This window comes from Ferdinandcohnia sp. GQ5, from assembly GCF_059759275.1.
The window spans coordinates 28268-53719 of record NZ_JCAXEW010000004.1 but is presented as its reverse complement, the minus strand read 5'-3'; the positions used below and the strand labels follow the sequence as shown (position 1 = coordinate 53719).

The 25452-nt window shown below is 38.5% G+C and carries 32 protein-coding genes; 20 read left to right on the top strand and 12 right to left on the bottom strand.

What is annotated here, in order from left to right; translation table 11 throughout:
- Positions 1–83 precede the first annotated feature (83 nt).
- The 9 genes from AC6CHV_RS06280 (at position 84) to AC6CHV_RS06240 (ending at position 5877) form a co-directional block, all read left to right on the top strand.
- Positions 84–917, top strand: coding sequence for a hypothetical protein (locus tag AC6CHV_RS06280; RefSeq protein ID WP_498078342.1), 834 nt, complete (start codon positions 84–86; stop codon positions 915–917).
- Positions 918–1130: 213 nt separating this feature from the next.
- Positions 1131–1451: a PadR family transcriptional regulator gene (locus AC6CHV_RS06275; protein WP_341330131.1), complete on the top strand. Its 321-nt coding sequence runs from the start codon at positions 1131–1133 to the stop codon at positions 1449–1451.
- Positions 1444–2640 (top strand): DUF2812 domain-containing protein, encoded by a 1197-nt coding sequence (locus tag AC6CHV_RS06270; RefSeq protein WP_498078341.1) that lies wholly within the window; start codon positions 1444–1446, stop codon positions 2638–2640. The genes AC6CHV_RS06275 and AC6CHV_RS06270 overlap by 8 nt, the downstream gene beginning before the upstream one ends.
- A 90-nt stretch (positions 2641–2730) precedes the next feature.
- A complete protein-coding gene (locus AC6CHV_RS06265; protein WP_121449051.1) occupies positions 2731–3138 on the top strand; it encodes a VOC family protein in 408 nt (135 codons plus the stop codon).
- A gap of 225 nt (positions 3139–3363) precedes the next feature.
- Positions 3364–3573: a hypothetical protein gene (locus AC6CHV_RS06260; RefSeq protein ID WP_498078340.1), complete on the top strand. Its 210-nt coding sequence runs from the start codon at positions 3364–3366 to the stop codon at positions 3571–3573.
- A gap of 165 nt (positions 3574–3738) precedes the next feature.
- Entirely contained in the window at positions 3739–4323 is a 585-nt protein-coding gene (locus tag AC6CHV_RS06255; protein ID WP_498078339.1) for a putative ABC transporter permease, read from the top strand.
- A 118-nt stretch (positions 4324–4441) separates the two neighbouring features.
- The gene (locus tag AC6CHV_RS06250) at positions 4442–4651 is read left to right on the top strand and encodes a helix-turn-helix transcriptional regulator (RefSeq protein WP_341330134.1); all 210 of its coding nucleotides are present in this window, start codon (positions 4442–4444) and stop codon (positions 4649–4651) included.
- Positions 4648–5079, top strand: coding sequence for a hypothetical protein (locus AC6CHV_RS06245; protein ID WP_341330135.1), 432 nt, complete (start codon positions 4648–4650; stop codon positions 5077–5079). Before AC6CHV_RS06250 ends, AC6CHV_RS06245 begins: the two co-directional genes overlap by 4 nt.
- Before the next feature lie 204 nt (positions 5080–5283).
- Positions 5284–5877: an NADPH-dependent FMN reductase gene (locus tag AC6CHV_RS06240; protein ID WP_099355375.1), complete on the top strand. Its 594-nt coding sequence runs from the start codon at positions 5284–5286 to the stop codon at positions 5875–5877.
- A gap of 468 nt (positions 5878–6345) precedes the next feature.
- Here the strand turns inward: AC6CHV_RS06240 and AC6CHV_RS06235 are convergent, their stop codons facing one another.
- The 5 genes from AC6CHV_RS06235 to treP all read right to left on the bottom strand — a co-directional run bounded on the left by AC6CHV_RS06235 (position 6346) and on the right by treP (position 9155).
- Positions 6346–6492: a hypothetical protein gene (locus tag AC6CHV_RS06235; protein WP_498078338.1), complete on the bottom strand. Its 147-nt coding sequence runs from the start codon at positions 6490–6492 to the stop codon at positions 6346–6348.
- A gap of 12 nt (positions 6493–6504) precedes the next feature.
- Positions 6505–6651, bottom strand: coding sequence for a hypothetical protein (locus AC6CHV_RS06230; protein WP_498078337.1), 147 nt, complete (start codon positions 6649–6651; stop codon positions 6505–6507).
- 12 nt (positions 6652–6663) lie between these two features.
- Positions 6664–6810, bottom strand: coding sequence for a hypothetical protein (locus AC6CHV_RS06225; RefSeq protein ID WP_498078336.1), 147 nt, complete (start codon positions 6808–6810; stop codon positions 6664–6666).
- Between the two features lie 107 nt (positions 6811–6917).
- Positions 6918–7634, bottom strand: coding sequence for a trehalose operon repressor (gene treR / locus AC6CHV_RS06220; RefSeq protein ID WP_121449046.1), 717 nt, complete (start codon positions 7632–7634; stop codon positions 6918–6920).
- A gap of 93 nt (positions 7635–7727) precedes the next feature.
- A complete protein-coding gene (gene treP / locus AC6CHV_RS06215) occupies positions 7728–9155 on the bottom strand; it encodes a PTS system trehalose-specific EIIBC component (RefSeq protein ID WP_498078335.1) in 1428 nt (475 codons plus the stop codon).
- A gap of 224 nt (positions 9156–9379) precedes the next feature.
- Here treP and AC6CHV_RS06210 point away from each other — a divergent pair, with 224 nt between their 5' ends.
- From AC6CHV_RS06210 to AC6CHV_RS06170, 9 genes are all read left to right on the top strand, one after another.
- Positions 9380–10513: a zinc-dependent alcohol dehydrogenase gene (locus AC6CHV_RS06210; RefSeq protein ID WP_121449044.1), complete on the top strand. Its 1134-nt coding sequence runs from the start codon at positions 9380–9382 to the stop codon at positions 10511–10513.
- Between the two features lie 114 nt (positions 10514–10627).
- On the top strand, positions 10628–11074 hold the full coding sequence (locus AC6CHV_RS06205) for a hypothetical protein (protein ID WP_121449043.1): 447 nt from the start codon (positions 10628–10630) through the stop codon (positions 11072–11074).
- A gap of 28 nt (positions 11075–11102) precedes the next feature.
- The gene (locus AC6CHV_RS06200; protein WP_121449042.1) at positions 11103–11822 is read left to right on the top strand and encodes a hypothetical protein; all 720 of its coding nucleotides are present in this window, start codon (positions 11103–11105) and stop codon (positions 11820–11822) included.
- A 72-nt stretch (positions 11823–11894) separates the two neighbouring features.
- Entirely contained in the window at positions 11895–13016 is a 1122-nt protein-coding gene (locus tag AC6CHV_RS06195) for a M20 metallopeptidase family protein (protein WP_121449071.1), read from the top strand.
- Between the two features lie 97 nt (positions 13017–13113).
- Positions 13114–13686, top strand: a complete 573-nt coding sequence (locus AC6CHV_RS06190) for a DJ-1/PfpI family protein (protein WP_121449041.1) — start codon at positions 13114–13116, stop codon at positions 13684–13686.
- Between the two features lie 25 nt (positions 13687–13711).
- Positions 13712–14368 carry an MOSC domain-containing protein gene (locus tag AC6CHV_RS06185; protein WP_341330144.1) on the top strand — a complete coding sequence of 219 codons (657 nt, stop codon included), beginning with the start codon at positions 13712–13714 and terminating at the stop codon, positions 14366–14368.
- A 451-nt stretch (positions 14369–14819) separates the two neighbouring features.
- Positions 14820–15278, top strand: a complete 459-nt coding sequence (locus AC6CHV_RS06180; protein WP_440272751.1) for a hypothetical protein — start codon at positions 14820–14822, stop codon at positions 15276–15278.
- A 1521-nt stretch (positions 15279–16799) separates the two neighbouring features.
- The gene (locus AC6CHV_RS06175; RefSeq protein WP_121449038.1) at positions 16800–17069 is read left to right on the top strand and encodes a CD3324 family protein; all 270 of its coding nucleotides are present in this window, start codon (positions 16800–16802) and stop codon (positions 17067–17069) included.
- A 144-nt stretch (positions 17070–17213) separates the two neighbouring features.
- Entirely contained in the window at positions 17214–17864 is a 651-nt protein-coding gene (locus AC6CHV_RS06170) for a FusB/FusC family EF-G-binding protein (RefSeq protein WP_341330146.1), read from the top strand.
- 220 nt (positions 17865–18084) lie between these two features.
- Here AC6CHV_RS06170 and AC6CHV_RS06165 read toward each other — a convergent pair whose 3' ends face one another.
- The 6 genes from AC6CHV_RS06165 to AC6CHV_RS06140 form a co-directional block, all read right to left on the bottom strand.
- Positions 18085–18210, bottom strand: a complete 126-nt coding sequence (locus AC6CHV_RS06165; RefSeq protein WP_498078334.1) for a hypothetical protein — start codon at positions 18208–18210, stop codon at positions 18085–18087.
- 122 nt (positions 18211–18332) lie between these two features.
- Positions 18333–19484, bottom strand: a complete 1152-nt coding sequence (locus tag AC6CHV_RS06160; RefSeq protein WP_207900023.1) for a Ger(x)C family spore germination protein — start codon at positions 19482–19484, stop codon at positions 18333–18335.
- Positions 19481–21010, bottom strand: coding sequence for a spore germination protein (locus tag AC6CHV_RS06155; RefSeq protein ID WP_121449036.1), 1530 nt, complete (start codon positions 21008–21010; stop codon positions 19481–19483). The genes AC6CHV_RS06160 and AC6CHV_RS06155 overlap by 4 nt, the downstream gene beginning before the upstream one ends.
- Positions 21010–22089, bottom strand: a complete 1080-nt coding sequence (locus AC6CHV_RS06150; RefSeq protein ID WP_121449035.1) for an endospore germination permease — start codon at positions 22087–22089, stop codon at positions 21010–21012. The genes AC6CHV_RS06155 and AC6CHV_RS06150 overlap by 1 nt, the downstream gene beginning before the upstream one ends.
- A 407-nt stretch (positions 22090–22496) precedes the next feature.
- Positions 22497–23057, bottom strand: a complete 561-nt coding sequence (locus tag AC6CHV_RS06145; RefSeq protein ID WP_121449034.1) for an SF0329 family protein — start codon at positions 23055–23057, stop codon at positions 22497–22499.
- 24 nt (positions 23058–23081) lie between these two features.
- Positions 23082–23273 (bottom strand): hypothetical protein, encoded by a 192-nt coding sequence (locus tag AC6CHV_RS06140; RefSeq protein ID WP_121449033.1) that lies wholly within the window; start codon positions 23271–23273, stop codon positions 23082–23084.
- A gap of 184 nt (positions 23274–23457) precedes the next feature.
- Here AC6CHV_RS06140 and AC6CHV_RS06135 point away from each other — a divergent pair, with 184 nt between their 5' ends.
- Complete coding sequence (locus tag AC6CHV_RS06135; RefSeq protein WP_121449032.1) at positions 23458–23724, top strand: DUF2277 family protein; 267 nt, start codon at positions 23458–23460, stop codon at positions 23722–23724.
- A 43-nt stretch (positions 23725–23767) separates the two neighbouring features.
- On the opposite strand, the gene AC6CHV_RS06130 is transcribed toward AC6CHV_RS06135, so the two are convergent.
- Complete coding sequence (locus tag AC6CHV_RS06130) at positions 23768–24433, bottom strand: hypothetical protein (RefSeq protein WP_440272801.1); 666 nt, start codon at positions 24431–24433, stop codon at positions 23768–23770.
- 211 nt (positions 24434–24644) lie between these two features.
- Between AC6CHV_RS06130 and AC6CHV_RS06125 the strand changes: the two genes are divergently transcribed.
- Complete coding sequence (locus AC6CHV_RS06125; RefSeq protein ID WP_341330149.1) at positions 24645–25343, top strand: Type 1 glutamine amidotransferase-like domain-containing protein; 699 nt, start codon at positions 24645–24647, stop codon at positions 25341–25343.
- Positions 25344–25452 lie beyond the last annotated feature (109 nt).

Below are 25452 nucleotides of genomic sequence, written 5' to 3'. Positions count from 1 at the left end.
ATTTTCGAAGATGAAGATTATGAAAAAAGAGTTCATACACCTATTCCAACACTCGCCCATAAACTGAAACCAGGGTGATAAATATGCAAAATCGGAATCAAATGGACATAACTTCTTATCATCAAAAGTATTTTCGGCCGTCTTGCTCAAAAGCTTTAAATCTAAGATTTAGCAGTTGGAAGTTCTTCGATCCATATTATGATAAAACACATGAACAAATCCAGTTACCTCCAGAATTAACGAGGACCCCTCAAGATACTCTTATCAACTATTTTAGTATTTTACGAGATGCAGCAAGTTTAGGAAAAAGGAGTTGCGGTTCAATTGGTAATGGTCAGATGCCATTTCCAATTGCCTATAATTTTTTGTCCAAAGCCTATCAAGATAAACTAAGCTATGAAAAATATGTAGATTCGTTTGCTGGAATTGGGCATACGAGTTTGCTAAAGCTTTGTCAGGTGCCAGATGGAAAAAGGGCAATCAGATTTTTTTATGAAATTGAAACGATTGAGTTGAGGGAAGATCTGATGGTCGAGTATTTTGGCTATTCGTATGGTTTTATCCAGTTGGAACACGAAAAAGATGGCTTTCGAATTTCGGATATGAGTAAAACTGGAGAAGATTTTTTATGTGCGCCATATCATGGCTGGGACCACGATGCAGAATCGGTTGTAGAAATTAAGTATGGCGAATGGTGTAAAATGATTCAACATTTGTACCCGACTATGAGAAATGGATACATTAAAACGATTTGTTTCCAAGGTAAGGATGGCGCGGATTATTGTATTCTATTTTTTACATTAACGAATGGAACGGATGTTGAAATTGCCCAGTTTCGAAAAGCCGGAAATGAGCCTTGGAAACAAGTTCACATCAAGCCTGAAGAAGATTGTTTACCAAAACCTAAAAATACTTAATTACTTGTGCGATTGCAACAAAATGAATGCAATTGCCTTTTTTTATGGTTTACATTAATTACTTTTTAAATTATTATTATTATGTCATACGATATATCGCGACGCATAATACCGAGATACATAATACCAGTGTAGGACGTGGTGACAGATTCCTAATCCCATTTGGGACAAGGGACCTGTCCCTGTGTCCCACCGAAAGAAGGGGTGTAAGGAATGGCATATAATGGGGGGCCAATGACGGAAGCGATGTACTATGTTCTATTAGCGCTAATGCATCCTAATCATGGGTATCAGCTGATGCAAGCCATTACGGAAGTTTCGAATGGTAGGGTGAAAATGGGCCCTGGTACTCTATACGGAGTCCTTTCACGAATGCAGAAGGATGGCCTGATTTCCTTAGCAGAAGATGATGGAAGACGAAAAACCTATGAAATTACACCAGAAGGCGAACAAGCATTACGAGTGGAGTACAGCCGATTAAAATCTCAAATTCAGGATGGGAAAATTTTAGAGGCAGGTGATGAAAATGGATAAGGTCGTCCGTAAATTACGTCCAAGTGACTATTGGAGCATCGGTGAGCATGAGAGTTGGTTTGCTGACATGGCGTCACAAGGTTTACATCTAAAAAAAATGGGGATTCATTTTGCTCACTTTGAAAAGGTTGAACCGAAGAAAATGAAGTACAGAATTGAAGTATCCATGAAAAAGAGAATGAGACCTGAGCAGATCGAAATGTATGCAGAAAGTGGTTGGGACTATGTGACAGGCTATCAATTTTTTCATGTGTTTTCTTCACCAGTCGAGCGAAATGCTCCAGAAATACATACAGATCCTGCGGAGCAATCGTATACCCTAGAAGCACTTGATAAAAAGTTGGCCTTTAATGCAGGTATGGTTGTTGTCGCGTTACTCATCATGATTGCTATGGTGTCCGCTGTTTGGTTTCTTGATGGGACACCAATCCGTACTTTAGTTGAAGGAATTGCTATTCAACAAACGATACTATCCATCTTTATCGGATATCAAGCTTATACTTCATTGCGAGCGGCACTATCCATTCGTGCACTAAGAAACGATTTGATTGAAGGGAAATCGATTGATCATCACGCACCTTGGAAGAAACACCAACGATTACATTCGACAATCACTTTTCTTTTTACATTGCTTCTTGGGTTGACAGCTATTATGCCATTTGTACAGCTCTTAAATCATAAAACGATTATATTGCCTGGAGAAAGTACAGACTTACCAATTGTGAGGTTAGCAGATATAGAGCAGAATCCTGCTTTAGTTCGTGAAAAATATTTTATCGATGATATCGATTGGGCCAATCGCTACACATCTAAATGGAGTCCGTTTGCACCTGTCCAATATGATACAGATGAAAGTGGGGTAGTTCCAGGGGAAGTGTGGAAAGGGTTGAGCGGTGAATATTCACCAAGCATTTCTACAAATTACTATCAACTCACTATTCCAGCCATGGCGGATAATCTAGTTTTTGATTTAATAGATTGGTATAGACATGAAAATCCCGTTGAAGATTACGTTGAAACGAAGCATCCCGACTTTGACCTTCTGATTGTTCGTGAAGATGAGTATATGAAAGAAGTATTTGCTTCTAGAGGAAGAGAAGTTATATTTGTTCGATATAATGGTTATGCTAATGTAGATTTGGTTTTAGATAGCATAGTAGAAAAGCTAGAACATACAAGTCATAAATAGATAAGAAAATCTTAGAACATATGTTTGCAATCGTTACTTTGAAATGTTAAAATTTAGACATACATACAAATCAATTATAGGAGTGATATTATGGCTTTGAATCCCTACTTAGTGTTTGATGGTAATACACGTGAGGTTGTTGAATTTTACGCAAAAGTGTTTGGAACAGAAGAACCAAATTTTATGACTTTTGGATCGGTGCACTCTGAAGAAGAATTGCCTCCAGGAACAAAGGATTTGATCATGCACACGAACTTAGAAATCGCTGGAAGCAAATTAATGTTTTCTGACAATTTTCCAGGAATGGAATATCGGGAGGGCAACAATTTTACCCTAGCATATATAAGTAGTGATGAGGCAGCAATGAAAGATGCCTTCGAAAAGTTAAAAGAGGGCGGTACTGTTCAAATGGAGCTGCAAGAAGTACCATGGAGCAAAATGTACGGAAGCCTGACTGACAAGTACAACATCCAATGGCAATTTAACTATGAAGCCTAACAAACCATTTACAATCTAAACATACAAAGGATAGAGCATTTCTCGTAATGAGGAATGCTTTTTCCATTTCCTGATACGCTGAGTTCCTATTTCGAAGATATAAAAGAAAGGTTCTCAATTCCAAACTATTTTATTGTCAAAAAGCACATGCTATAATTAGAGGCTAAGTAGAACGGGTACTTGGAAAAGACTTCGTCTAGCGATCTAATATATGAGGTGTTAAGAATGAATAAACGATGGACAATCGGCAAAATTAACGAATTTGTTGAAAAAAATTCGGAGAGCAAGTTGCTCACGACAGAATATCACGGTTTTTCTCAAAAATTATTATTTAAATGTGCATGTGGGAACAATTTTGAAAAGACATTTACAAAATTTAAAAATAATCATCAACGTAAATGTGACGTTTGCCAACCTCCAAAAGAATCACGATAACGTCCCAATTAAAGTAGTGCCCAGTTTCTTTTAATTGAACTGGGCGCTCTTTTTGAAAAGATAGGGGGCAATTGTCTTCTAGGTAGTAACCGGTACTACTCTTGTATATTTTCATTTGAGTCTGTAAATCCTAATTAGGAATATTTTCCTTGAGGTGATTTGTGAATGTTTCAGGGTTTAGTAAGTGGTTTTGATTTTGAGATGCCGATCCTGTTTTCCTGGGATGGAGTGATGGCAATTGTCTTTTTCTTTACCATTTATTCATTTTTCGGTTGGCTTTTGGAAAATAGCTATAGCTATGCAAGGAAGCGAGTGTTCTTTAAGGATAACTTTTTCTTCGGGCCATTTAAGCCCATGTACGGGTTCGCACCATTGTTGCTCATTCTGTTAATAGGTAAAGATATGCATTGGACAGTTGTGTTGGCTCTCTGTTTTCTAATCCCAACGTTAGTGGAGTATTGCAGCGGATTCCTGCTTGAGTGGTTTTTCGGTCGGAAATGGTGGGACTACTCAGGGCATAAGTTCCAACTGCAAGGCCATATTTGTTTCTCCTATTCCATTTGCTGGATTACGCTTTCTCTTTTGTGCCTAGCTTATGTTCATCCAAGGCTTGTCACTTTGTATGAGGCTGTTGGAGGTTTCTGGGCTTTGATCTGGCCAACAGTAGCCTTGTATTTTCTTGGTGAACTTATATTTGCGATTAGAAGACATATTCCAGAAAAAATACGTGCAGGCAACCCGATTCGATAACTATCACTTGGATCAAATCAAATTTCGATTTGGTCTTTTTTATTCTTTTGGGTGTAATATATATATTGCGTAATGTAATATATATGTTACAATAAAATTTAAGGAGGGATTACATCATTTGGAAAACAACGTGAAGATTGCTCGAATACAAGCAAACTTAACCCAGCAGCAATTAGCCGAGAAAATTGGAGTTACCCGACAAACAATTAGTTTAATAGAAAAAGGAAAATACAATCCAACCTTAAAGTTGTGTCTGGATATATGTTACGCCGTTCATAAAACATTGGATGAAATATTTTGGGTCGAAAAGGAGAGTGGTATGAAATGAAAAAAATAAAGGATGAGCGTTTAATTTTAAAAAACTTACAAAATGTTCGAACCGCGTATATCATTCAAACAATTGGGATTCTCGGGATATTGGGATATGATTTATTCACAAAAGGGATGGAAGGGATGAGGCAAAATCCTTTATGGATTGTATTTATGATCACAACCATTGTTTCCGTATATCTTTCAATGAATATCAGTGTAGACCATGAAAGTAGTGAAAAATCGCCTAAAAAAGGGACCGTTCTCTCTCTACTAATCTTAACAGCCATTTCGGTCATTATAGGTATTGCTGTTAACTTTACGAATGGGTTTGGAATACTGGATGGATTGATTATGGGGGGAATAATATTTGTTTGTGGTCTCATCCCAATCCTATATATCCGCTATTTGAGAATAAAACGACAAGAAGAAAACCTAGATGAATAAGGAATTAGAAAATAGCGCTTATCATGTTATAAGCGTTTTTTGTTTTTCATAAAAAATAAACAAATTATTTACATGTCTTTGGGTTGACTTTAAAATCAATTTGATATAATATTTATCTTGAAGTTAAGATAAATACTTCGAAGATAAATAAATTAAAGGTATTTTACAAAAATAGCCTTTAATATATAAAAAGGAGAGTACATCATGGGTTTACTAGATAAACTTTTTGGTAATCAACAAAAGGAGGAACAAGTAATGTCAAACGAAAAATTAAACATTGGTATTATTTTAGGTAGTACTCGTCAAGGACGCGTAAGTCCTCAAGTAGGAGCATGGGTAAAGGAAATCGCTGATAAGCGTGGAGATGCAAACTACGAAATCGTAGATATCGCAGACTTCAAATTACCATTCTTAGGTGAAGCTGATGCACCTGGAATCGCTGCTTGGAATGAAAAATTAGCTAATCTTGATGGATTCGTATTCATCGTTCAAGAATATAACCACTCTATCACTGGTGCATTGAAAAATGCGTTAGACCTAGCTCGTGAAGCTTGGAACAACAAAGCTGCTGGTATCGTAAGCTACGGTTCAACTGGTGGTGCACGTGCTGCTGAACACCTACGTGGAATCATGGGTGAATTAATGATCGCAGACGTTCGTACACATCCAACACTTTCATTATTCACAGATTTCGAAAATGGTTCAGAGTTCAAACCACAAGACCTACACCTAGACAACGTAAACTTAATGCTAGACCAAGTTGTATCTTGGAGCGGCGCTTTAAAAACAGTTCGCTAATTACGAAAAAACAGGATGATCCTTCAAAGGGCCATCCTGTTTTTGTGCGGGAAAAACTGAAAAAGGGGTCCAGTTGGACCCCTTGCGGAAAGTGCTATCCTATATTATTAAATTTTAAACCGACTAACGGCTTTATCAGGTTCCCATTCTCCTAGTAATATCCATTTGTGAAACAGATAATAGCATTAACTAGCCAGTATTTCCTAATAATATCCATTTGTGAAACAGATAATAGCATAAACTAGCATGCATTATCCTAAATATATCCATTTCTGAACCAGATAACGGCATAAACAAGCACGGTATCTCCTAAATATATCCATATCCGAACCAGTTAACTGTATAAATAAGCACGGTATCTCCTAAAGATATCCATATCCGAACCAGGTAACGGCATTAACTAGCATGCATTATCCTAAATATATCCATTTCTGAACCAGATAACGGCATAAACAAGCACGGTATCTCCTAAATATATCCATATCCGAACCAGTTAACTGTATAAATAAGTACGGTATCTCCTAAATATATCCATTTACGAACCAGATAACGGCATAAACTAGCATGGCATCTCCTAAAGATATCCATATCCGAACCAGTTAACAGCGTAAACAAGTACGGTATCTCCTAAAGATATCCATATCCAAACCAGATAACGGCATAAACAAGCACGGTATCTCCTAAAGATATCCATATCCGAACCAGATAACGGCATAAACAAGCACGGTATCTCCTAAAGATATCCATATCCGAACCAGATAACGGCATAAACAAGTACGGTATCTCCTAAAGATATCCATATCCGAACCAGTTAACGGCATAAACAAGCATGGTATCTCCTAAATATATCCATTTACGAACCAGATAACAGCATAAATTAGCATGCATTATCCTAAATATATCCATTTCTGAACCAGTTAACGTCATAAACAAGTACACAGTCTCCTAAAGATATCCATATCCAAACCAGTAAATGCCATTTAGAAGTTCTCAACCGCCTTGTTTCAGTTTACCTTGCCTCAGAAAACCCCAGCTACAATCTACACATGTGTCCGCCTTGCAAAATCGACAAATCGGAATTTGTCCGGGCGATGGCGAGACTCTGTATATTGAAATAAGCTCGCATTATCTAGATACACATAGTTTTTGATAACAACGACATTATGAAAGCCATCTAGATCTAGTCGCTCTCGGTCTTCATCTGTTGGTTCCACGACCGTAATTTCCTTCTTTGCAAAACTGATGGTAATCTTCAGTTCATTCTCCAAATAGGCATAAATCGATTCTTCACAAATCTCCTTCGTAAGCTCGGGGACAAACTTTCGTGAAATAAAATCCTTGTCCAAAATAATTTTTTCGCCGCCCATTTCCCTTGTGCGAACGACTTTCCACACCTGGTCTTTACTAGAAAGCTGAAGCTGTTGCTTAATAAATGTATCCGGCTTACCGACCGTCAACTCATGCACATGCGTTATCGGTCTTTGCCCCATTTTTTCGGCTAGCTCTTTGAAGCTCACAAGCCCTGATACCGGAAAATCAAACTTATTCACGTCAATCACGATAGAGCCTTTGCCCTTCATTTTTTGAATATACCCATTTTGTGAAAGCAGGTTCAGTGCCTTTCGAATCGTTTCACGAGAGGTATTGTATACTTCCTTTAATTCATTTTCAGAAGGTAAAAGACTATTCGCTTTGATGTTTCCATTTTTAATTTCTTCTACTAAATCGCTATAGATTGTTAGATACTTGTTATTCATGAAAGAATCCCCAATCGATGGTAATATTTAATTATTCTCATTTTACCGCGTTAATGCGAAAAAAGGGAGGGGTAATTTCCCCTCCCACACGTTTTATTTTTTACCAAATGAAATTTTGCCAACATTAGCTTTTGCGAAGATGACAGTTAAAATAAATGGAACGACAATCGCTACAAGCATCGCAATCGCAAACATTAGCCAGTCACCAGCCTGGATGGATAAAATTCCAGGTATTCCACCAACTCCGATTGAGTTCGCCATAACTCCACTACCTACAGAGATGATGGCTGCTACCATTGAGCCGAGCATCGCAGCAAGGAATGGGAAGCCGTATTTTAAGTTAATACCAAACATCGCAGGCTCTGTTACACCGAGATAACACGAGATACATGCTGGGATGGAAACTTGTTTTTCCTCTTCATTTTTACGATTAATATAAATCATTGCAAGTACGGCAGAACCTTGCGCAATATTAGATAAGGCAATCATTGGCCATAGGTTTGTTCCGTTAAATTCACTCATTAATTGAAGGTCGATCGCATTTGTCATATGGTGTAAACCAGTGATAACAAGTGGTGCATATGCAAATCCAAAGATTGCTGCGAATAACCAACCAAAGGCTGAGGTTAGGCTTGTGTATACAACATCAGAAATCCAAGAACCAATTGTCCAACCGATTGGTCCAAGAACAGTATGAGCAATTAAGACAGTCGGAACAAGTGCAAAAAATGGAACAATAATCATTGAGATCGCATTTGGTGAAATCTTACGTAACCAACGCTCTAAGAATACAAGTACAAACGCAGCTAGTATAGCTGGAATAACCTGTGCTTGATACCCAATCATTTCAATAGTTGTGAATCCAAAATCCCAAACAGGAATTTCTTCAGCATTTGGCACTGCGTATGCATTTAGCAATTGTGGAGATACAAGGGTAATCCCTAGCACAATTCCAAGAATTTGTGAGGTTCCCATTTTACGCGTGATTGACCAAGTGATTCCGACAGGTAAGAAGTGGAAGATAGCTTCACCAATTAACCAGAGGAATGCATGAACACCAGCCCAGAATTGAGAGGTTTCAACGATTGTTTTTGTACCGTTATCAACTAAATCAATTTCACCGATTACATTTCGGAAACCTAAAATCAGACCCCCAACTACAAGGGCTGGAATAAGCGGTGTGAAAATGTCAGCTAAGTGACCCATCATTCGTTGTAGCCAGTTCATATTCTGCTTAGCAGCAACCTTTGCTTCTTCCTTACTCGTTCCTTCAACACCAGCGTGTTTGACGAACTCATTATAAAAAGAAGCAACTTCATTTCCGATGATAACCTGGAATTGCCCTGCTTGTGTAAAGGTACCCTTTACTAGCCCAATTCCTTCAATTTTTTCTATATCTGCGTTTTTTGGATCGTTTAAAACGAAGCGCATTCTAGTTGCACAATGTGTGACAGCAGCAACGTTCTCTTTCCCACCAATATGGTCAAGCAGTTCCTTTGCAGGATCTGTGTACTTACTCATGTATTTTCCCCCTTAAACTAAAGGATATTTTTATCCAAAAACCTGTCTATACAGGTTTTGATTACGTTTTCAGTTTAACCTGTATATACAAGTATGTCAATTATTTTATTTCACCATTTTTTAGCTTTTACGAACGCAGGATTTTTATGCCAAAAGCCCTTTAGCATAACTTCTCACGCAATGTAAAAAAATAACCTGTAAACGATCGAGAATGGAGTGTGTAAATGAAGGCTGTTACGTATCAGAATCCATATAAAGTAAAAGTCAAAGAGGTAGAAGCTCCCAAAATTATTAAAAGCGATGACGTCATTGTCCGCATCACATCAACCGCCATTTGCGGATCCGATCTCCATCTATATCAAGGGAATTTTCCTTTGCCAGACGGTTATGTAATAGGGCATGAGCCAATGGGGATTGTCGAAGAGGTAGGACCTGATGTAACACATGTAAAGAAAGGCGACCGTGTTATTGTTCCATTTACAGTTGCATGTGGAAAGTGTTATTACTGTGAACACGAATTAGAAAGTCAATGTGATAATGCCAATCCCCATTACGATTCAGGAGGCTATTTTGGCTACTCGGAAAAATTTGGCGACCACCCAGGTGGCCAGGCCGAATACATGCGAGTTCCATTTGGGAATTTTACTCCTTTTAAAGTTCCAGTAGACTGTGAATTAGAAGATGAGGCTTTACTCTTTTTAAGTGATGTTCTACCAACCGCTTATTGGAGTGTGGTGAATGCAGGCGTGAAGGAGGGCGATACGGTAATCGTTCTAGGCTGTGGCCCGGTTGGTTTAATGGCACAAAAATTCGCTTGGATGAAAGGGGCGAAACGGGTCATCGCAGTGGATTATATCGGCTACCGCATGGAACACGCCAAAGCAACAAATAAAGTAGAGATATTTGATTTTACAAAGCATGATGATATGGGAGAACATTTAAAGGAAATCACGAGTGGTGGGGCTGATGTCGTGATTGATTGTGTTGGTATGGACGGGAAAAAGTCACCTCTAGAATTAATCGAGCAAAAGCTGAAGCTACAAGGTGGAACACTTGGGCCGATTCAAATTTCGACAAAGGCTGTTCGAAAAGGCGGTACAGTACAGCTGACTGGAGTATACGGTGCGAATTATAATATGTTCCCATTAGGTGCTTTTTTCTCACGTAACATCACACTAAAAATGGGACAAGCTCCTGTCGTTCACTTTATGCCAGAGCTCTACAAAAAAATCGTTAACAAGGAATTCAATCCAACTGATATCATCACACACAAGGTCCCTTTAGATGAAGCAAGTCATGCCTATAAAATTTTCAACGACAGGGAAGACAACTGTATCAAGGTTGTCTTAAAACTATAAACAATGTAATCGACAAGTGTCTTGCTTGTCGATTTTTTATTTATACAATGCTCAATTTCCAGTAGAATGGAATTAACGTTATTCATCAAGGATAGACAGGGGGAGTGAAAAAGAATGTGGTCCTATTGGTTCACGTTTATTTTTTGTTTGGCGATTGTTCTGTTGGCCATTGTTATCATACCTTGGATTATAATTGTTATTGGTAGCGAGACAATTCGTGAACGAAAGTTAAAACCTAAGAATAAGCAATCTTGGGATTTTAAGAGTTTTATGAAGCTAACGGGAGCACTTCTTGCCTTTGCGACTCTTGCCGTATTTTTGGGATATATGAGCGTTCCGTATATAAAAGATTTTCCACATGTCATTCAAAGAAATTATTCTTCTGGACAAGGTTTCATTGAATATGTAGATGACCTAGGGAAGAGTTGGGAGAATGAGGTTGAGGTGAACGGTGAATGGTTTGAATCAACAAAAATTGAAAGCAAACACGTTGGACGTTATATGACCTTTGACTATTTACCCCATACAAAATTGATAGTTTCATATAAATTGAAGGAGTAATGCCGATGATTTATTTTAAGAAGGGTAGATGGGCTGTCATTTTAGTGTGTGTCCTTTTATTAGCATCCTGCGCACCAAGAAAAATATAGAGCTTACGTTAGGGGATTTAGAGCGTGATTATAAAGAAGAATTTGAGTTCATTGAAGTGGTTGGTGTGAATGATGAAGGATATGATGTATTGCTAGTAGCACCAAAGTCTAATCCTGAGCTTCAATTTCATGCTTACCTTTATCAAGGGGATGCAGGAGGATTACCGGTTGTTGGAATGAATAGTAATTATATGGATGTGGCGTTTCTTCATTATGCACCAGAGTTGTATATGAAGTATTTTGGAATCTCAATCGATAAGGAGAAAGCAATAAATGATTATTTTGCTTTTATCGAGAACGGCCAATATTCAAATTTACGGGATATCAACGGGTATCTAGAAACAACTGATTTTGTCATTACAGATCTAAATGAGGAAAATATGAAAGAGATGTCCGAAAAAATAACGAGCGCTCTAGTAGACTTCTTGAATATACATCCGTTTAGTATGAGAAAAGTGGATGGGAGCAGCGGTTATGACGTATTTCGAGCGATGATTCCTCTTGAGTTTACGGGACATAAATTTAATGAGGGTAATTTGTATAACTCAATATCTACCGATTGGGTATACGATGAGGAAAATCCTCAGCAATCCGTATACGAAGGACTTCTTTATCGTAAGGAACAAAAAGAGAAACTCCGGGATAGCGATAATCAATAACGGCTGGCACCCTAATGAGGCTATGCAGGATAGATACTATTGAGAAATGGAAAACCAATGGGAGAGATTACAGTGAATAAAAAAAATCTAGAGTTGGCGATTGAGTTACGCCATGATTTACATATGAATCCTGAATTGTCCTATCAAGAGGTATGGACCAAACAGTATATAATTAATTTCCTTCAAAAACATACAACAAATATCGAAATAATCGACAAGGGTAACTATTTCTATGCGAAATACACAGTTGGTGAGGATCAACCCACGATTGCATTTAGAGCGGATTTTGATGCCCTTCCAATTCCGGAAACAATTGACCTCCCATGGAAATCAAACAATCCAGGTGTTTCCCATAAATGTGGGCATGACGGTCATTCCGCTACTTTAGCTGGATTTGCCCTTGAGGTAGATCAAAAGGGTGCCGATCAAAATATTATCTTCCTTTTCCAGCATGCAGAAGAAACGGGACAAGGTGGCATTGAATGCGCTGAAATGATGATTGAAGAAAAAGTCGATGAAATTTACGGCTACCACAATATGTCTGGCATCGAATTCAAGGCCGTGTATGTGATTGATGGGACAGCCCACTGTGCCTCAAAAGGGATGTCCATTGAAATGGTTGGTTCACCAGCCCACGCTAGCCAGCCTGAAGATGGAGTCAATCCTTCTTTTGCAATTGCTAAAATCATTGAGACTCTACCCGAGTTAGCTTCACCCGAAAAATTTGATGGACTCGTTCTATGCACGATTATACAAGTAGATATTGGTTCGGAGAATTACGGGATTGCAGCCCATAATGGTGTTCTACGGTTAACCATTCGTGCGGAAAAAGAGGCGGAACTTAATGCGCTTCAGCAAAGAATCGAGGATCTTGCGACTCGACTTGGGAAAGAGCAGGGCATTAACGTTAGCTTTGAGTATAGGGATGAATTTCCGGAAACCGTTAATCATGAGGAATCGGTAAATAAAGTGCGACAAGTTGCGGCAGTAAAAGAATATCCACTACGTGAGCTAACCTCACCATACCGTGCATCAGAAGACTATGGTCATTATCTAAAGCTTGTAAAAGGTGCTTATTTTTATATAGGAAATGGTGAGAAATATCCATCAATCCATACCTACGAATACGATTTCCGAGATGAAATCATTGAAATCGGCGTAGAAATGTTTAAAGGACTAGTGGGGATGGAGTAATAATTTTACGTTCTACTCGTACCTCTTTTAATAATAGAATCCTAGAAGGGAAATGTTCCAACCTTGTAGAACTTCTAGGTAAAAGGGGTGCTTTATTGTGAAAAAAATATTACTCGCCATTTATGACTCGTTTTCTGAATTTGAGATAACCGTAGCGACCGCAATGCTAAGAGGGACGCACCAGATAATAACCGCTGCTGACTCGCTCAAAACGATAACTGGAGAATCAGGTCTTCAATTTGTGCCGCATTTAATGTATCAACAAGTGGACCCGACGGAGTACGACGGGATCATCATCCCTGGTGGAGACTTGATCCATGTCAAAGATACGTTGGAACTATATGACATAACGAAAACACTACACGAACAGAACAAACTAACTGCAGCCATTTGCAGTGGTACATATGTGTTAGCAAAAGCAGGAGTACTTGAAGGGAAACCATATACAGTCACTCTGCACCAAAAGCAGCGCCATTTTCTTGGTTGTTTTGAAGAGGTAAATTTTCGATACGGGCCGGTTGTGAAAGCTGGTCATATCATTACCGCACAAGGCCATGCTTATGTTGATTTTGCACTTGCTGTTGCTGAAAAGCTGGGAACTCTAACTGAATACAGTAGTGAGTTTTACAAAGGGCAACGAAATCGGCTGATGGAGGAATCCATAAAGTGAAACTATTAGTGAGGGGAATAGAGAGATGACAATCGAAATTAAGAATTTTTCAATTGGACTGCCCGAAAAAATGACATACGGAGAGAACGAAGAAGTCATAACGGCAATCCGAAAAAAGAAAGTAGAAGAAGCTTTTTTAACAAAAGACGGATTCAGTGGAGATGGAGTGGCCGATTTAAAGCATCATGGGGGTCCTGACCGTGCGGTATGTTTTTACCCATATGAGCACTATTCATTATGGGAAAGTGAATTTTTAGTTCAGTTTGCACTTCCGACTTTCGGGGAAAATGTAACCCTTACGAATATGGAGGAAAAAGATGTCTGTATCGGAGACATTTATCAAATCGGTGACGCTGTTATTCAAATCACCCAGGGGAGAATACCGTGTAGCACCATTACAAAAAGAACGAACAATCCTCATCTTTTAAAGATGATGGTCCAAACGGGCTTTACGGGTTACTTGGCGAGAGTTTTAAAAGAAGGCATGGTACGAGAGGATTCTTCGATTTCATTAGAGGTACGAAATCCAAATCAAGTCTCGATCCTTGAGGCAAATGAGATTTATTATAAAAGACCAAGGGATATAGAAGGAATCAACAAGATTTTGGCGGTAGAAGAATTAGCAGATGAGTGGAAAGAGATGCTAGATGAGCGATTAACTAGACTAGGCCACCCACGCTAAATAGTATGAAACCTTTTTATGGAAACTCCCGTAAACAAGGTAACATATTGCCGAGGGGATGAAACGGTGAAAAGTATTTATTGTGAAAAATGTGCGGCTGAAATCACAGATAAACGCATCTTGTAAATGCAACGTATTTCTTCTATATCACGACTTACCATGATCATTGTTATTCAAGAACATTAAAAGGCAGGAAAACACTATTTGTTGGAAATGAACCGATCAATGGATTCTCTGGTAATCTTGAAGCGATTTTAGCCTTCGTGTTAGCTATGATTCTATTTTTAGATGGTGGAGGGCTTCTGTTTGTCGGAATAGTTGCCCTTTTGGTTCCCATCGTTCGCTTGTGTGCCTGGTTCACAATTGAAAGACATATAGAGTAGATTAGGGTGTTAATCCTTGCAGGATTAATGCCCTTTTTTGTGGAAGTATGTGTGGAGGTGAAAGTTTGATGAAGTACAAAAAGACGATCGTCCTTCTAGGAATCATAGTGATTCTATTTTTACTATTTAAAAAGGACTTGTGGGAGAAGAATGAGGACTTACTTAAAGAAGAAATCGTATCCATCCCACAATCGGTTGAAACGATAAATCTAAAAGAGGTTACACCATTCGAATGGGACAAGGTCTACTCCTTCAGCCCATATACACCAAAGGATACAATCTATGAAACAGTAGGCTATAAATGGGACCGCATCCAGGAAACCGTGAACGAAGACATGAACCAAATCGTATTTATGAAGGACGGAAAAGTAGTGTGCTACATATATGGGTATCCGGCCAATATCGGATATGGAATTACTTTATCAGGAGAAACTCTTTCCGAGGCTGCAACAGTCTTACATGTAGAGGATGAACTGACATTTCAAGTTGAGCGAGAAGAGGGAGTAGTGTATTTAATAAAAAAGTAAGAGTTTATAAGTGTGGAACAAAACTAGGTGCTTGTTAAGAGTTTATAACTGTGATGAAGAGGAAACCGGTGAGTCCGATGTGGATGAATCCCCTTCAAGACCGCGATGAAGAGGAAACCAGCGGTTCCCAGTCGATTGAATCCCCTTCATGACCGCGATGAAGAGGAAAACCGCAAGTCTCGGTCGATTGAATCCCCTTCATGACCGCGATGAAGAGGAAAACCGCAAGTCTCAGTCGATTGAATCCCCTTCATGACCGTGATGAAGAGGAAAACCGCAAGTCTCACGAGAGTGAATCCCCTTCATGGCCGTGATGAAGAGGAAAACAGCGGTTCTCAGTCGAGTGAATCCCCTTCATGACCGCGATGAAGAGGAAACCAGTGGTTCTCAGTCGATTGAATCCCCTTCATGACCGCGATGAAGAGGAAAACCGCAAGTCTCAGTCGATTGAATCCCCTTCATGACCGCGATGAAGAGGAAAACCGCAAGTCTCACGAGAGTGAATCCCCTTCATGACCGCGATGAAGAGGAAAACCGCAAGTCTCAGTCGATTGAATCCCCTTCATGCCCGCGATGAAGAGGAAAACCGCAAGTCTCACGAGAGTGAATCCCCTTCATGACCGCGATGAAGAGGAAAACCGCAAGTCTCACGAGAGTGAATCCCCTTCATGACCGTGATGAAGAGGAAACCAGCGAGTCTCAGTCGATTGAATCCCCTTCCTGACCGCGATGAAGAGGAAAACCGCAAGTCTCAGTCGATTGAATCCCCTTCATGACCGCGATGAAGAGGAAACCAGTGGTTCTCAGTCGATTGAATCCCCTTCATGACCGTGATGAAGAGGAAACCAGTGGTTCTCAGTCGATTGAATCCCCTTCATGAACTGATGAAGAGGAAACCAGTGAGTTCCAGTCGATTGAATCCCCTTCATGAACTGATGAAGAGGAAACCAGTGGTTCTCAGTCGATTGAATCCCCTTCATAACCGAGATGAAGAGGAAACCAGTGAGTTCCAGTCGATTGAATCCCCTTCATGAACTGATGAAGAGGAAACCAGTGGTTCTCAGTGCGCCCAAGAGTAGCTAGATTCCAACTTCCCAAAACGATCAAAATTGTTGAGAATCTACCATACACGCCTCTAGGGAAACTTGATAAAAAACAACTATCACGTTAATTAGGCAGCCGATTTCCTTAAGAAAGAAACTGTCGTTAATTAATTATTAAAGGGATATGAATCATTGGAGTAAATCTGGCCATTTTGTGTTGAAAAAATAAGAATGAAAAAAATCATAAAAAGACGCTTTCATCTATTAGTAAATTTCTCTATAATTCATTTTAAAGGGGGTGCTTACAGTTGGATAATCACTTAAGAATATCTGGTACTTCTTACACTCATGCAAAGCCTAGTATTGGAAAGGCGATACTTTGCATGGGGCGAACATTTATCTTTATCGCTAAACAAGCTTTCTAATATTTTGGCTTTGCACCTTATTTGTTAAATATCAAAATAAGGAGCGAGCAAAATTGAAATATATTAATGCAACCAAAGTTTTACCTGAAAAGCTAATTCTAGAAATCCAAAAATATGTTCAAGGGGAAACGTTATACATTCCCAAGCCGGAAACGGAACATCTGAAATGGGGAACCTCAAGTGGTGGGAGACGGTTACTTGATCGCCGTAATGACACCATTAGAAGTTCTTTTATAAGTGGCAGCAGTATCCAGCAACTGGCTGAGGAATATTACCTTTCAACCGAAACCATTAAAAAAATCGTTTATTCACATAAAAAGTAGGAGAACAGCACTGTTGAAAATCTTTTGGCAGTGCTTGTTCGTATGTAAAAAACGTTTCTAACTCATCTTTTCCATTTTGGTGGTTTGCTGCATTGTTTATCATAAAAGTAGAGATTCTGCAGCAAATGATTGGAGTTATACGAGATGAATGGAAAATTTATTAAAAATGAACAGTTAAATTTTATAAAAAAACAAATTGCTTTAATTAAAGATAGCACCAACAAGAACGTACCTCAAAATGTTTTGGCAGCTGTGATTGACTTGGCCAATGCCAAAATCTTGGATCTATTTCCAAATGCATCATTGGAACAAAAAGAAATGCTTGTTCTTGCAGGACCGAAAACTGATAAAGAATACGAGCAGTATATTCAAAACCTTTCTGACTTTTTGTTACCCTTTCCAGAAATCACTCAGCAGCAATTGAAAAAGATGTTTCCAAAACATAAAAAAATTAAACTACCTGATTTATCAAATATAGACCTTAACCAGTTGACCTATTTAAGCTGGAATGACCTAGGATATAATAAAAAATTTATAGTTTATGAGCTAGAGGGAAAAATGGTCGGCATTGAATGCGAATTTACACCAACTAGTAAGAAAAATCTTTGTTCCTTCTGTAATAGTTTTGGTGATGTTGCCTATTTTTCCACCGTAACAAAAGCGAAAAAATCTAATAATCCGGATTATTACAAGTCCATCGGTAATCTTATTTGTGTTGACAGTACTGAATGCAATAAAAAAATATCGAATGTTGAATACTTAAATGCTTTTTTAAAAGATTCACTGGGAAAATGAAAACTGATGGTGATTTCTTTACTTAACTGGAGCGGTTCAAGAATAAGGATGCTTTCTTTTTTAATAGCAGTAAAACGGGTAATTGAATTCTAGGTTATAAACGTATTAACGTATTACGCAGGCAATGTAAAAATGAATTTAAAAAGTATCCAGTCATTTATTGAGCTTACTCCGCAAATCAAATAATGGAAAAAGACCATTACTAAATAGACAAGCACTATTACTGTGCTTGTCTACTTAATAATTTAGGGGCATCCAAATTTACATCTTCTTGAGTAAATCCGACAGGTTTAACAATTCCTTCTTGCTGGAATATCCCTTCTATTTGTAAAACATAATAGCCCATCTGTTGCTTCACCCACCCATAATTTCCCTTGCTTCCTCATCATCCGCATTTTTTATCAATTTTTCCACCATTCTAATAATTAATGTTTTTTGCTGATAAGTAAGCCAAAGTGCTCTTTGTGATTAACTATTGTCATTTAATTTATATCTTCCAGAGTAAACGATGTTCACCTCGACATTTACGTGGTGCAGAGAATCTTGATTTAAAACGAGATACTGTTTTCCTGTAGCAATACGTTTCCATTGATGCGGATGTTTGCGGTATAAAGATTGACCTAAGTTGTATATATCTATACCCTTATTTAATGCAGTTTGATACGTATTCCTAATTTGCTTCTCTATTTCATTTTGAGCCATTTGTGAGATTTCCTGTTCGCTAAGATCCGTATGTAATTCATTGATTCCGGCTTTCACACTCACAGAAATATCAAAAAACGCTTTGTCCATTTTTACAATCGGGGTTACTTTATAATCGGGTTTTTCTGCAACGAGGACAGCTTCAAGTTTCTCTTCGGTAATCAGTTCAATAGGCACTCGAATCGTGTGGCTACTTAGCCAGGGCATTCCTGATAATTCTTTGAGTTCCATTCGTCCAAAATATTTGTCCTGATCATAAACATGTATACCGGAATATTTAAGCAACTCTTTTGGTTTATTACTTTCCTTCCACTGACCTTTACGTATCGATATTTCCGGTATATAACTAGTTCTGGACTTTTCGTTTGAATCTAATATAAATTGTTGTAGGCGGATCGGAGTAAGGATGGAACGCTGTCTGAAATTTTGTTCGGGATTGTGAAGAATCGATGCTTTTGGTGACAATCTAAAAAACGGTGTTGCCAAAAGGATATCTTCAATAGACTCTTTTGTACTGAAAAGCCATGATAAGTACCTTATTTCACGATATCGGTTGATTAATTCCAGTACTTCTCCGACTTTGTTTTCCTTTAGTAGTCTATCGCTAAACAAAATGGCAGAAATTTGTCCAAAGTTTAAGCGCTGTTGTGATGTACTATACAAATCATTTGCCGCTTCTGTAAATGAGGAACCCTCACCTTTGCCCACCCAAACCGGGGGCTGTTCCGCCTTTTGCTGTACCTCGAGCTTTGCCACTGTTGTGAAATCGAGCAATTGCACATAAATGATGTATCGGCCATCGAGATAATCAATTCCAACAGCCGTTGCATAGTTCATGTTTTGCACTTCGTATCTACTCCAGCACCCAGTAAGGGTGAGGAGGAGTAGAATGACAACAATACTTTTATATCCCCTCATTTTTTCCTGTCCCCTTGGCTTGTAGGATCTTGCGTATTCAACATATCCGGCCGAGTTTTTCTCCATCGCCAAGGCACTCGAAGTAGTGCATTGGCAAAGTCTTTAAATGGAGGTGAGATCGGTGCCAAGTAAGGCAAGTCGCATGAACGCAATGAGGCTAGATGGCTGAGTACAATAAATAATCCAAGGAAGAACCCGTAGATGCCAAGCATAGCGGAAAGCGTGAAAAGGAAGAAGCGTAAAATGCTAATCGTTCCAGCCAATGCCTGGCTAGATAAAGTTGAACCAAACACATGAGTAAGCGCTCCAATGACAACGATACCAGGGGATAAGAAACCTGCTCGAATGGCCGCATCCCCCAGTATAAGTCCGCCTACAACCGTTACCGTACTGCCGACAGCTGAAGGCAATCGGATACCAGCTTCTCGTAGGATTTCTAAAAAGACAAGAGCAATAAACATTTCCACTATGACATCAAATGGAATTCCCAATCGGTTAACCCCCAACATTGCAAGTAGATAATAGGGGAGTTGATCTTGATGATAGGCAAGTATGGCAACCCAAAAACCAGGTAGTAGTAAGGAAACAGACAACCCTAATAATCGAAGAAATTGACCAAACGTAGCCGCTAGTGCAGTATGGTGGATATCTTCGGGGGTTTTCACGAGTAGGAACAAATTAGCTGGTGCGATTAAAGCAGCCGGTGTGCCATCCACAATTAACGCTACACGGCCATTTAACATACAGTTCACTGTAAAGTCTGGTCTGCCTGTATAGCCCATCAAAGGAAACAATGCTTTTGTCGGTTTCATTAATTCTTCTAGTTGAGTAGCACTGAATGCTCCGTCAATTTGAAGTTCATCCAATTTATTCTTTATATTTTGAACGATCTTAAGGTTAACAATGTCACGCATGTAAAGAATCGCAACGGTTGTTTTAGTGCGAACGCCTACTTTTTTTGTTTCATATATCATGCTCGTTGATTTAATGCGTTTTCGTATTAACGCCACATTGACACCCAGTTCTTCTACGAATCCATCTTTTGGACCTTTTACCGAGACCTCAATACTGGATTCTTCAGGATTTCGTGACGGTTTTTTTGAAATATCGAGGGAAAACAAAGTTTGTAGCGTCGGGATAAACAACAGCAGTTTGCCTTCAAAAATATCCGTTTCGGCCGTTTGCTCCCACTCCTCAGGAGTGACGAATTCTAATTTTAATTGACTCGACTCTGCAATTTCCTCATGATGATGAAAACCATAGTTTTCATAAAAACGTGTCAAATGGGGGAGCGCTGTCTCATGAATGAACGTTTTGTTGTCACTTAAACCCTCACAAAAGACCAAAAGGATTCTCGATTGTTCATCATTAGGTTGTAATTTGTAAACATGGTGCTTTACATCTTGACACATTTTAAAGTGCTGGATCAGTGATTGTTCATTAAGAGGTTGCGAAACTGTTGCCTCTGAATTATTAGTTGACGGCCTTTTTCCTGTCGCCATCTTGGATCTGAATCGTTTCATCATCAGCTGTTTCTCCTTTTGCTCTGTCTAGAAAAAATGATTCGTACGACATACAAGGTCAAGGTTCCTATTGTAAAAATGCAGAATGAAGGAAAATAAAATCGGCCCAACAGTCCTAGAAAAGTCATGTCACTAATTGGTAACAAAATGGCAATAAGCATGGAAAATGCTCCTAATAACATGGGAAACCATCTATGATTTTGTATATTCCATAATTCTGCCAAGAGATAGATTGAAAGCGACACCCGAATGAATGTTCCGGATAACCATTGGTAAATCGAAAGAAAATCGACATGCTCTACATATTCTCCCATTCTAACTATTCTCCATTGAGCGTAAGGAGGGTATCGCTGGTTAGCCGCTTCATCTGGTCCGAATATTGCTATCGAGCCCATCAAAGGTCCTAATGTAAGTCCTGCAAGGATGAGGGACATTAACATCAAACTTCTGAATCCTGGTTTCTTTGTTAATTGATGCTGAAGGAGCATCATCAATATAAATAACTCGAGCAATCCCCCGGCAACATATGGAATACCTTTCCATAATGGAGCAGCTCCGTCTGCTAACACAGGGAATAGCAGGGTATAATCTTTAAACTGAAAATTCACAAACGACACAAAGTAACCAAAAATAATAACAAAAGGAACTAATATCCCGCTTACAATCGCAATCGTGCTGAGTCCTTGCCTTGAAGCAAAGAAACAAGCAACAAGTGTGATTCCAGCGAGAAAAAGCATGGGTGTTTGAGGCAAGTACGCCGCGATCGTCCATGTTAGAGTATCCTTTAAGGAAATAAGGCCCATGAGCCATATAAATAAACTATAGAAAATAAGTAAAAGTGCTGCTAAAAACTTCCCAAAGCACTGCTCTAGCCACTTCTTGAAGTGTTGATTCTTCATGTTTTTAAGGATGTAGCTCAAACAACCTATCAACACAGGTGAAGAGACAAAAACAAGAAGGACGACAAGCCAAGCATCTCGCCCTGATACTCCTAGCAGTAACGGGACAATAAGAACGTGGTTCAACAATCCAATCGAGAGCAAAATAATCATGTATGACTGAATAGGAGATATCTTAGGCAAAATCTCACCTCATTTCCAACAAATGGAATGGAAATATCATGGGTAGAATTCCCTCATTAACTTGGTTCTATTCATTATGGAAACTTTCCTGTTAAGTGGTTTATTTGATAGAAGGAACGATTAAAAGAACTTGAAAATGTTTAAAAGGTTATGGCAAAAAGTCATAACCTTTAATGGACACATATTATTTTTTTGTCAGCAAATACAACCATAGTGAATTATTAAAAAATACTTTATTTAGCTGACTGGGAGTTTAGTTGAATCATAATGCGCAATAAATGTTTTAGGTAACTTTTATGTTTATATTGATAAACTGCAGAACACCGTCATTTGCTACACAGTGCAACAATACTGTTGAGCAGGGAGACTGGAGGATGATAAAAGGTGACCGATCTTCTTCTATTTCTCTACTGCACTTCCTTGTATTGTATTCCTTCTACATCACATCTTATTTTGTAAAAGTCTGCAATTAATGGATGTGTATCTTCCGTTAAATCCAGTTCTGTTAATCTTCTTTTTCCCAGCCTTCTATCGAGCATGGCGTATGCCCTAATAAGAACATTTTCTGAGTGTATTGCTTCCTCAATTGATAAAGTGCTATATCTCATAAAGGCTTGATAAATATGATAACTCTCAAACATATTTTGGTTCATCATCAATTTTTCAGCATCATCGGATAGCTCTTCTAATTTCTGATATTCCTTTGAATTAAACATGACTTCCCAATTTTCGTTATAGGGAATCCCTTTGAGACCAGCTTCCTTTTGCATCTTTTGATATAACTTTTCATACGTTACTGCATAAGAGATATCGGACGCACTTACTATTTCTTTTTTGTCTAATGTTATCCAGACTCTGCTTGGACGATCATGGAATTTGCGATAAACCGTTGCATGTACTTTGATGCGTCCTTTTAGTTTTTTACATAGAAAACTTTCAATTGTGGATTTCGTCTTACTCCATTGCATAGAAATCACCCTCACTATACGGCGTTATTGATAAGAATCTTTCAAAAAAGTAAAATACGTTAGAAATTCAGCTTCACTAAGAGATAGATGATCCGTTAAATCTTTCGTTCTCAAAACAAACTCTTTAACCCCAATAAATTCCGATTGGGCAACAAGGTAAAAATGTGTTCCTTTTTTGTATCCTTTAAACTGCTTTTTTAATCGATATACCTTCATTAAAATTACCTACCTGATCTCTATTTCATTTAGTTAATCCAATTATAATTGATATTGATGATATTCTGCCTTTAAACTAAATGATTTGGATAAAAATAATGACACTGAGTTTATTTAACATGGTCCAATCGTGTATAGTGAGTTTATAATCTAGAATAAAAATGAAGAAAAAGAGGGGTACCTTATGTGTAGAAACATTAAAACTTTATTTAATTTTGAACCACCAGCTACGGATGAAGAGATTCACGCTGCATCTGTGCAGTACGTTAAAAAAATAACTGGGTTTAACAAGCCATCAAAGATTAACGAAGAGGCATTTAACCAAGCAATCAATGAAATAGCTTTGATTACGAGTAATTTATTAAACTCATTAAAGACTAGCGCCGAACCCAAAAATCGTGAGGTAGAGGCAGAGCGTGCTCGGATTCGGTCAGCTAAAAGATTTGGATAAAATATAATCAAAAAAAACCTCCTACTTTAAAGGAGGGAAAACGTCAAAACATATCCGGATACAGAAGAACCATGGCATCAGAAATCATGTCTGCCATTTCGCGGGCTTGCTTTTCAATCTTATCATAAGTTTCAATGTCTTTCTGATAGTCCTTATTAATCATAGTGACGGCTTCTTGTTTTGTTAAGTCTAGGTGCTGATAAAACATCTTCCTTACTGTTTCTTCAGATACATATGGATTTCCACTACTCAAGAACTTTGCAATTTCATCTGCGTTTTGATACCACTTTTTTTCTGCTGTACTTGCAGCTTGTTGATCACCGGCAATGGCTGCTTTTACAAGGTCAGCTGCAATCAGAAGATGTTCCTTAATTAAATTTCCATAAGTGGTTGCAGCCGCGTCACCATACAACCGACGAACCATATTCCCCATGTCTGTTGCATTGTGTAAGAGTCGAGTAAGTACAAATTGTAAATCGGGCAAATTGAAGGTGAGGCTAATAATTGCCATTCTTGTCCATGCAACATGCTCCTCCCACAGGCTACGCATATCGTTACGGTAATCAAGCTCGGTTTGGCTGATGCAACGATCTTTTTTAAGTTGTGTATTTGGAATCTTAATATATTCCCCAACTCTCAAATAATATGGATTAATTACTGGGTTTGTTTGAAAAATCTCTTCGGCAGTAGTCTTGTATGCTCTCGCCAACTGCCAAAGATTATCACCAGGTTGAACGGAATGTGTGTAAAAACGACTCAATGAAAACACTCCTTTTAAATGTAGATGTTTACTAAGATATTCATGTTGAATTAGCTGGGTGAATGTCCAAATTTAATCAGAGAGATTTTGATAGAAAAAGGATAATGGTTAAATTTGTTGAATGTATATAAAAAGACGTTTCTAGGAGGAAAATCTTGAAATGAGACAGATTATTGCCATGGGTGGCGGGGGCTTTTCGATGGAGCCAAATAATCTTTTGTTAGATCAATATATTTTGGCTCAAGTAAACAAAGATTTCCCCAAGGTATGTTTTATTCCAACTGCTAGTGGAGACCAAACAAACTATATTGAGCGGTTTTATAAGGCGTTTCATTCGCTTCCCTGCAAACCAACCCACTTATCCCTATTTGAACCTAATTTTGAGGATCTAGAAGAATATATTCTGGAGAAGGATGTTATATATGTGGGCGGGGGAAATACCAGAAATATGCTTCTTTTATGGAGGGAGTGGGGTTTAGATCACGTTCTGAGAAAAGCATATGAGAATGGAATTCTTCTTGCTGGCCTAAGTGCTGGTGCAATCTGCTGGTTTGAAGAAGGATTAACCGATCCATTAAATGCACCATTATATAAACTGGATTGTTTAGGCTTGTTAGAAGGGAGTAATTGCCCTCATTATGATGGTGAGAATAAAAGAAGGCCATCCTATCACCAATTAATCTTAGAAGGAAAAATAAAAGAAGGTTATGGCCTAGATGATGGTGTGGCCCTACACTTTGTAAATGAAACCCTCACTCAATCGATTAGTTCCCGACCAAGCGCAAAGTCATATTTTGTTAGAAGGACACATAATCAAATTGTCGAAGAAGAAATAAAAACCATATACTTAGGTTCATGAGCAAATAGGCACTTTAAAAAACGTAATTCGTAGAAGTCACCACGTAACGAAAGTTTAGAACGATTTATACTAGGGTACATTTAGTTGATAGAGGATAATTTAAAGGAGT

Coding starts and splice junctions, on each gene's coding strand:
- AC6CHV_RS06205 (WP_121449043.1), top strand. CDS start 10,628: ATGTGGTCCTATTGGTTCACGTTTATTTTTTGTTTGGCGATTGTTCTG.
- AC6CHV_RS06255 (WP_498078339.1), top strand. CDS start 3,739: ATGTTTCAGGGTTTAGTAAGTGGTTTTGATTTTGAGATGCCGATCCTG.
- AC6CHV_RS06160 (WP_207900023.1), bottom strand. CDS start 19,484: ATGAGGGGATATAAAAGTATTGTTGTCATTCTACTCCTCCTCACCCTT.
- AC6CHV_RS06270 (WP_498078341.1), top strand. CDS start 1,444: ATGGATAAGGTCGTCCGTAAATTACGTCCAAGTGACTATTGGAGCATC.
- AC6CHV_RS06165 (WP_498078334.1), bottom strand. CDS start 18,210: ATGGGCTATTATGTTTTACAAATAGAAGGGATATTCCAGCAAGAAGGA.
- AC6CHV_RS06265 (WP_121449051.1), top strand. CDS start 2,731: ATGGCTTTGAATCCCTACTTAGTGTTTGATGGTAATACACGTGAGGTT.
- AC6CHV_RS06275 (WP_341330131.1), top strand. CDS start 1,131: ATGGCATATAATGGGGGGCCAATGACGGAAGCGATGTACTATGTTCTA.
- AC6CHV_RS06185 (WP_341330144.1), top strand. CDS start 13,712: ATGACAATCGAAATTAAGAATTTTTCAATTGGACTGCCCGAAAAAATG.
- AC6CHV_RS06155 (WP_121449036.1), bottom strand. CDS start 21,010: ATGATGAAACGATTCAGATCCAAGATGGCGACAGGAAAAAGGCCGTCA.
- AC6CHV_RS06135 (WP_121449032.1), top strand. CDS start 23,458: ATGTGTAGAAACATTAAAACTTTATTTAATTTTGAACCACCAGCTACG.
- AC6CHV_RS06260 (WP_498078340.1), top strand. CDS start 3,364: ATGAATAAACGATGGACAATCGGCAAAATTAACGAATTTGTTGAAAAA.
- treP (WP_498078335.1), bottom strand. CDS start 9,155: ATGAGTAAGTACACAGATCCTGCAAAGGAACTGCTTGACCATATTGGT.
- AC6CHV_RS06180 (WP_440272751.1), top strand. CDS start 14,820: ATGAAGTACAAAAAGACGATCGTCCTTCTAGGAATCATAGTGATTCTA.
- treR (WP_121449046.1), bottom strand. CDS start 7,634: ATGAATAACAAGTATCTAACAATCTATAGCGATTTAGTAGAAGAAATT.
- AC6CHV_RS06200 (WP_121449042.1), top strand. CDS start 11,103: ATGGGCTGTCATTTTAGTGTGTGTCCTTTTATTAGCATCCTGCGCACC.
- AC6CHV_RS06280 (WP_498078342.1), top strand. CDS start 84: ATGCAAAATCGGAATCAAATGGACATAACTTCTTATCATCAAAAGTAT.
- AC6CHV_RS06125 (WP_341330149.1), top strand. CDS start 24,645: ATGAGACAGATTATTGCCATGGGTGGCGGGGGCTTTTCGATGGAGCCA.
- AC6CHV_RS06140 (WP_121449033.1), bottom strand. CDS start 23,273: ATGAAGGTATATCGATTAAAAAAGCAGTTTAAAGGATACAAAAAAGGA.
- AC6CHV_RS06210 (WP_121449044.1), top strand. CDS start 9,380: ATGAAGGCTGTTACGTATCAGAATCCATATAAAGTAAAAGTCAAAGAG.
- AC6CHV_RS06170 (WP_341330146.1), top strand. CDS start 17,214: ATGAATGGAAAATTTATTAAAAATGAACAGTTAAATTTTATAAAAAAA.
- AC6CHV_RS06145 (WP_121449034.1), bottom strand. CDS start 23,057: ATGCAATGGAGTAAGACGAAATCCACAATTGAAAGTTTTCTATGTAAA.
- AC6CHV_RS06240 (WP_099355375.1), top strand. CDS start 5,284: ATGGGTTTACTAGATAAACTTTTTGGTAATCAACAAAAGGAGGAACAA.
- AC6CHV_RS06245 (WP_341330135.1), top strand. CDS start 4,648: ATGAAAAAAATAAAGGATGAGCGTTTAATTTTAAAAAACTTACAAAAT.